This is a genomic window from Stenotrophomonas maltophilia (genome assembly GCF_047782825.1).
Taxonomy (GTDB): domain Bacteria; phylum Pseudomonadota; class Gammaproteobacteria; order Xanthomonadales; family Xanthomonadaceae; genus Stenotrophomonas.
The window spans coordinates 1-5,986 of the sequence record NZ_CP180590.1 but is presented as its reverse complement, the minus strand read 5'-3'; the positions used below and the strand labels follow the sequence as shown (position 1 = coordinate 5,986).

Genomic DNA, 5,986 nt, shown 5'->3' with positions numbered 1-5,986 from the left:
GGCGTACTCCCAGGTCCCGGCCGCGGGGCGAACCGTCGGGGGGTTTCAGGCCCTTGCGCGGTTTGGGGCCCCGCCAGGCGCCAAAAGGGCCAGTCGGGCGCGGGCCCGGGCGACCCACGCGTGGCCACAATCCCCTTTGGCCCCGGCGATCTGGACCGGCGTGTCCGGCGCAGCTGGGTCACTGCGCCGCAGGGTTGGGCCTTTTGGGGCCCGCAGGCCCCCCCCCCGGGTGGGGGCCCCCCCCCGCCGGGCCCCGCCCCCCCGGCCCAGGTAGCCCGATGGGGTAACAGGCGGGGACGCCGGCGGCGGCGGCCCGGGGCAGGGGGACCACGCCAGGGTGGGCGGGCGGGAGCCCGGGGACCGCTGGCGACCCAGCAGGCCCCGAGAAACACGGGCGGGGGGGGAACGGCGGCCCCCCGTGCCCCACGCCCCCGGGGGCACCCACCACGCCGTAGGGGACCCGCCAGCCCCGGGGGGATGACCGCCCCCACCGTTGTGATCGGCACCTCTCCTGGCGGGGGCTCCGCGCACCTCCCTTTTGGCGTCCTCCCCGCGGGGGTCGTCCGCCGGCCCCCGCGGGGGGGGGGGATCGGCGGCCTGGGGCCCCGTTCTTCCCCGAAAATTCCCGGCGGGGACCCCGGGACTGGTCCAGCCCCCCCGGGTCCGGGGGGGCCCGGCCCCCGCCACCCTGCCCGGGGCCCGCGGGCCCCGGGCCCCCGCGGCCGCCGCTGGCCGGCCCCAGGCCTGGGCCGGTCCCGCGCCCTGCCCCAGCCGGAAACCCCGCACGGGCGCCTCGGGGCAAAAAAAGGGGGGTTTGGGGGGGGGGGGCCGGCCCCCCGGCGCCTGGGGGGTGCGGCCTCACCTGGCCGGGGGCCGCTTTCTGGCGGCGCGCCCGTGGGGGGTCGCGGCGGCGGGGGCCCGGGTGCGGAAACCGCGTACCGGGAAGGGGCTTGTGTAATGGGCGCACCGGGCATCGTGGGCCCCAAAACCCCCGGGCCGCCCCGGGGCGCAGAAAACCCCCCCCCCTTGGCACGTGGGCCCCTGCCAGCGGCCGCAGGCGGCCCCCCCCCCCCCCCCGCCGAGGCCTCAGGACCCCCGGCCCTTTGGATACGCCACGGGCTGGGGGCAACAGCAGCGAGCCGCCGCCGTCCGCCGATTCGCCCTACCGCGGGCTGATTGTCGGAGACGACCGCGCCCAGGCCCTGGTCGCGCAGAGCGTGCTGCAGGGCGCCGGCAGGCAGGCGGTGGTGCTGTCCGACGCCGATGGCGTGCAGCAGGCGATCCGCGACCAGCATCCCGACCTGATCCTGATGGACCTGCACCTGCCGGGCCTGGACGGCATGCGGCTGACCGCGATGACCCGCCAGCAGCCGGGCATGCAGCTGCTGCCGATCGTATTCCTCAGCGGCGACCCCGACCCGGAACGCCAGTTCGAAGTGCTCGACAGTGGCGCCGACGATTACCTGAGCAAGCCGATCCGCCCGCGCCACCTGATCGCGGCCGTGGCCAACCGCATCCGCCGCGCGCGCGCGCAGGCCGCCACCCTGCCCGGCGCCAGCGGCGCGCCCGCCACCAGCAACCCGGAAACCGGCCTGCCCACGCGCCACCACGTCCTGCAGCAGCTCAACACGGCGCTGGCCCACCGCGACCGCGGCGGCGTCTTCTTCGTGGAAATCTCCAGCGCGCTCGGCCTGCGCGAGCGCTACGGCTACGCCGCCTTCGAACGGCTGATGGTGCAGGCCGGGCAGGGTCTGGCCGAGGCCGGCCATCCGCACCTGCTCGCGCGCCTGAACGACAACAGCTTCCTGCTGCTGGCCCGCGATGCCGACGAGGACAGCCTGGACGCGATCGCCGCTGCACTGCGCGAGCAGCTGTCCGCGCGTGCGTTCGTGATCCGCGACGATGAATCGGTGCACCTGCGTGGCGTGGTCGGCTATGCGCCGCTGTCGCCAGGCTTCGACGATGCCTCCAGCGCGCTGGAAGCCATTGAACGCACCACCCTGCAGGCGCGACTGCTCAGTGCCGGTGTGGCCGGCCACGTGCATCGCCAGGCGGTGACCGGGCAGGAACATCTGGCTCTGCTGGAAGGCCAACTGGAACTGGCCTACCAGCCCATCGTGGCGGTGGCCGGCGGCGGCAGCGCGCAGTACCAGCTGCTGCTGCGCCTGCGCCAGGCCGATGGCACGGTGCTGACTGCCGGCCAGGTGATTCCGGCGGCCGAAGCGGCTGGACGCATCGCCGATCTGGACCAGCAGGTGCTGGAACATGCGATGGGCCTGCTGGACCTGTACCGCCACGCCACCCAGCCGCTGAACCTGTTCGTCTCGCAGTCACTGCGTACCCTGCAGCGCGATGCCTTCGCCGATTGGCTGCTGGAATCGCTGCAGCAGCGCGACCTGCCCGGCAGCGCACTGGTGATCGACGTGCGCCTGCCCGATGCGCTCATCCACACCGTGCCGCTGCAGCAGTTCTGCCAGCGCATGGCCAGCGTGGGCGTGCGCTTCTGCCTGAGCCAGTTCGAGCCCGGCGGTGAAGCCGATGCCCTGCTGACCCAGCTGCCGCTGTCGTTCGTGCGCATGGCCGCGCGTTTTTCCAGGCCTCCGCGGAAACCGGGGGGGGCCCCGGGTGACAGGATGGGGCCCGCAGCCGGCCAGCAGTCCGCCGGGCCGGGGTCGGGAGGCGCGGGCCCGGAACTGGCCCCCGCAGCGGCGCAGGGCTGGCCGCGCGTGCCGCTGCGCCGCCCCGGCGCCGGGGCCGCGGGCAGCCTGCGTGGCCAAGCGGCCGCCGAGGCGGCCGCGCGGCCAAGGGGGGAATTCCTGGACCCTAGCCACGGATCCGTACCCGCCGGATCCTGCCGACTGGACCTGTCGCCGCGGCCCGGGGGATGCCGCGGCAGTGCCCGGGGCCCCCGCCTCCCCGGGCCCTTCGCAGCAGCGCCGCATCGCGTGCATCCCGGATTTCGCGGCTGGAACGCAGGCGCGGAAAGGGATCCCAGTTCCCTCGCGAACGCTGGCGGCGGGTCAGCTGCTGCAGCGCCCGCGGTCACCGGCGGGGCCGCCCGAACAGCACCCCGTGCAGCAGCCAGGCCAGCAGGCCCATCAGCAGCAGCGACGGAATGATCGCCAGCGCCACGCCGGCCGGCCCCTGCCATGCCCGCCCACCGTGCGCGTCCAGCCAGCCCAGCCAGCGCCGGAAGCCGTCGAAACGGCGCAGCGAGGCAGCAGCAGCCGGGGCGACATGGCCCAGGGCCAGTGCGACCAACACGGCGACCAGGGTGGTGAACATCGGCAGGTCTCCCTACGAACAAGCGTTCGGCGCCGCTACCTTACCTGTCGCAGCGGCACCCTCAGCGGTGAACCTGACTGTAACCCGCTGCGTGTTCAGGTGGCGGCAATGCTGGCTGCACCACGCGTGCGTGCAGCCGCTGCCCTCAGCCCTGCTGCTGGCGGTACCAGTGCTCGATCAGGCCCCGCGAGATCGAGATCGGCGGCGACAGGCGGATGCCTTCGCCATCGTCCTCGACATCACGCGCCAGTGCCGCACCCACTTCATCGGCAGTGAACCAGCGCGCATCTTCCAGTTCGCCATCCACGGTGGGCACGTCGTCCTGCGCCTGCGCACGGAACCCCACCATCAACGCGCCGGGGAAGGGCCACGGCTGCGAGCCCAGGTACTGACAGGAGGTCACCCGCACCTTGCTTTCCTCGTGAACCTCGCGCACCACGGTCTGTTCGAAGGTCTCGCCGGGTTCGACGAAGCCGGCCAGCACCGAGTAGCGGCGCGGCGCCCAGTTGGACTGGCGTCCCAGCAGCAGCCTGCCCTGGTTTTCCACGGCTACGATCACCGCCGGGTCGACCCGCGGGTAATGCTCGGTGGAACACTGCGGGCAGCGGCCGACGAAACCGCCGCGGGCGAAGGCCACCGCGCCACCGCAGACACCGCAGAAGCGGGTGCGCGAGTGCCAGTAGGACATGCCGCGGGCGTAGCTGAAGGCGGTGGCATCGGCCACGGTCCACAGCAGTGCGGCCTGGCGCAGGTCGAGCCGGCGCGGTGCGGTCTGGGTGACGTTGGCGGCTTCGACCGAGAACCAGGCCTGGCCGGCACGCAGGCCCAGGAAAATGGCCGCGCCGGGCCCACCGCCGATATCGGCGCCGGTCAGCGCCAGTGGCTGGTCGTCGTCACCGGTGAAGGCGGTGCCGTCCTGGTCCAGGACAAGAATGCGCGCATCCGGCCACAGGCGCGCCAGTGCATCGGCATCGTCGCGCAGGGCATCGGCGCGCTCCAGCGGCTCGGCCACGAAGGCGAAACCGGAAAGCGGCGAAGGAGTATTGAGCACCCGACAAGCCTGCCGCCAATCGCTGCAGGTGGCAAGGTCGGCGATGTGCGTAGTCTGCCGGTGTCGCGCGCAGGCACCGCGTATCCACGCATGGCGTGGATCTACTGGATGTGGGCAGGCACCGCGTATCCACGCATGGCGTGGATCTCTGAATGCGGGCAGGCCCCGCGTATCCACGCATGGCGTGGATCTACTGATGCGGGCAGACACCGCGTATCCACGCATGGCGTGGATCTACTGGATGCGGGCAGGCACCGCGTATCCACGCATGGCGTGGATCTACCGGATGCGGGCAGGCACCGCGTATCCACGCATGGCGTGGATCTACTGGATGCGGGCAGGCACCGCGTATCCACGCATGGCGTGGATCTACCGGATGCGGGCAGGCACCGCGTATCCACGCATGGCGTGGATCTACTGGATGCAGGCAGCGGATGCCCGCGCCCGGCAGTTACATGCTGAAGCTGCTGCCGCAGCCGCAGGTGGTCTTCGCATTCGGGTTGCGGATCACGAACTGCGCACCGGTCAGGCTTTCGGTGTAATCCACCTCGGCGCCCATCAGGTACTGCAGGCTGAGCGGGTCGACCAGCAGGGTAACGCCGCTGGTCTGCACCGCCAGGTCATCCTCGGCGCGGTTCTCGTCGAACTCGAAACCGTACTGGAAGCCCGACCAGCCACCGCCTTCGATGTACACGCGCAGGGACAGGTCGGGGTTGCCCTCGTCCTGGATCAGTTCCTTCACCTTGGCCGCGGCCGATTCGGTGAAGTTCAGCGGCCGCTCCAGCGACTGGTAGTCGGGAGCGGCGGCCGGCGTGGCGCCGGGCAGGGAAACTAGCGTGCTCATGCCGTCAGCATGGGGGCGCCGGGGATGGCTTTCAAGCCATCGCCTCGGCCAGCTTGCGGCGTGCGGCATTGCCACCCTTGCCTTCACCCTCGGCCTCGGCCTCGCCTTCCGGTGCCGGCAGGGCCGCAACCGGGCTGCTGGCGTGGATCAGGCGGCCATTCAGCTGGGCACCGGCGTTCATTTCCACCACCTGGTAGTGGACGTTGCCGTTCACCCGGGCGCTCGGGGTCAGTTCGACCTTTTCGGTGGCATGCACGTCGCCGTCCAGGCGTCCGCTGATGACCACCACGTGGGCGCGGATCTCCCCTTCGATCACGCCGTGCTCGGCGAGCGTCAGGGTCGCCGCGCTGGCGCCTTCCTGGGCGATCACCTTGCCATGGATGCGGCCTTCCACGTACAGGCCGCCACTGAATTCCACATCACCGCGGATCACCACCTGGTTGCCGATCAGGGCATCCACCACCAGTTGGCCATCACGGCTGGATTTGCTGCTTCCAAACATCTGCCTACTCCCCTTTGCTGGCCGGTGCGCCGGCCTGTTTCCAGTCGAATACCTGCGTGGTGCCCCCCGCACCACTACCCAATGTCACCCGCACCCGTTGCGGGGTGAAGTCAGCCGGCAGCATCACGCTGCCGGTGAGTTGCTGGAAGTACCGGAACGAGTAGTCCTGCCCCGGTACCTTGCTGCGCTGGTGCAACTCATCCCAGCTGATGGTGGCCAGCTTGCCGTTCTTGACGCCTTCAACGGTGAAACGCATCTGCCCCTGGCTGATCGCCCCGCGGTTGAGGTTCTGGGTCAGCACCAC

At 71.7% G+C, this 5,986-nt stretch carries 4 protein-coding genes and 2 pseudogenes; 1 reads left to right on the top strand and 5 read right to left on the bottom strand.

Features of this window, described 5'->3' with window-relative positions:
- Positions 1-950 precede the first annotated feature (950 nt).
- A pseudogene (locus tag ACM2ZB_RS21735) lies at positions 951-2,594 on the top strand (EAL domain-containing protein); the annotation flags it as partial.
- A 457-nt stretch (positions 2,595-3,051) separates the two neighbouring features.
- Here the strand turns inward: ACM2ZB_RS21735 and ACM2ZB_RS21730 are convergent.
- The 5 genes and pseudogenes from ACM2ZB_RS21730 to ACM2ZB_RS21710 all read right to left on the bottom strand — a co-directional run.
- Positions 3,052-3,285, bottom strand: a pseudogene (locus ACM2ZB_RS21730) (hypothetical protein); the annotation flags it as partial.
- Positions 3,286-3,430: 145 nt separating this feature from the next.
- Positions 3,431-4,336, bottom strand: coding sequence for an NAD(+) diphosphatase (gene nudC / locus ACM2ZB_RS21725; protein WP_416056348.1), 906 nt, complete (start codon positions 4,334-4,336; stop codon positions 3,431-3,433).
- Between the two features lie 451 nt (positions 4,337-4,787).
- Positions 4,788-5,180 (bottom strand): iron-sulfur cluster insertion protein ErpA, encoded by a 393-nt coding sequence (erpA, locus tag ACM2ZB_RS21720; RefSeq protein ID WP_416058631.1) that lies wholly within the window; start codon positions 5,178-5,180, stop codon positions 4,788-4,790.
- 31 nt (positions 5,181-5,211) lie between these two features.
- Complete coding sequence (locus ACM2ZB_RS21715) at positions 5,212-5,682, bottom strand: polymer-forming cytoskeletal protein (protein WP_313440890.1); 471 nt, start codon at positions 5,680-5,682, stop codon at positions 5,212-5,214.
- 4 nt (positions 5,683-5,686) lie between these two features.
- On the bottom strand, positions 5,687-5,986 hold a 300-nt coding region (locus ACM2ZB_RS21710; protein WP_416058630.1), incomplete at its 5' end, for a DUF6776 family protein.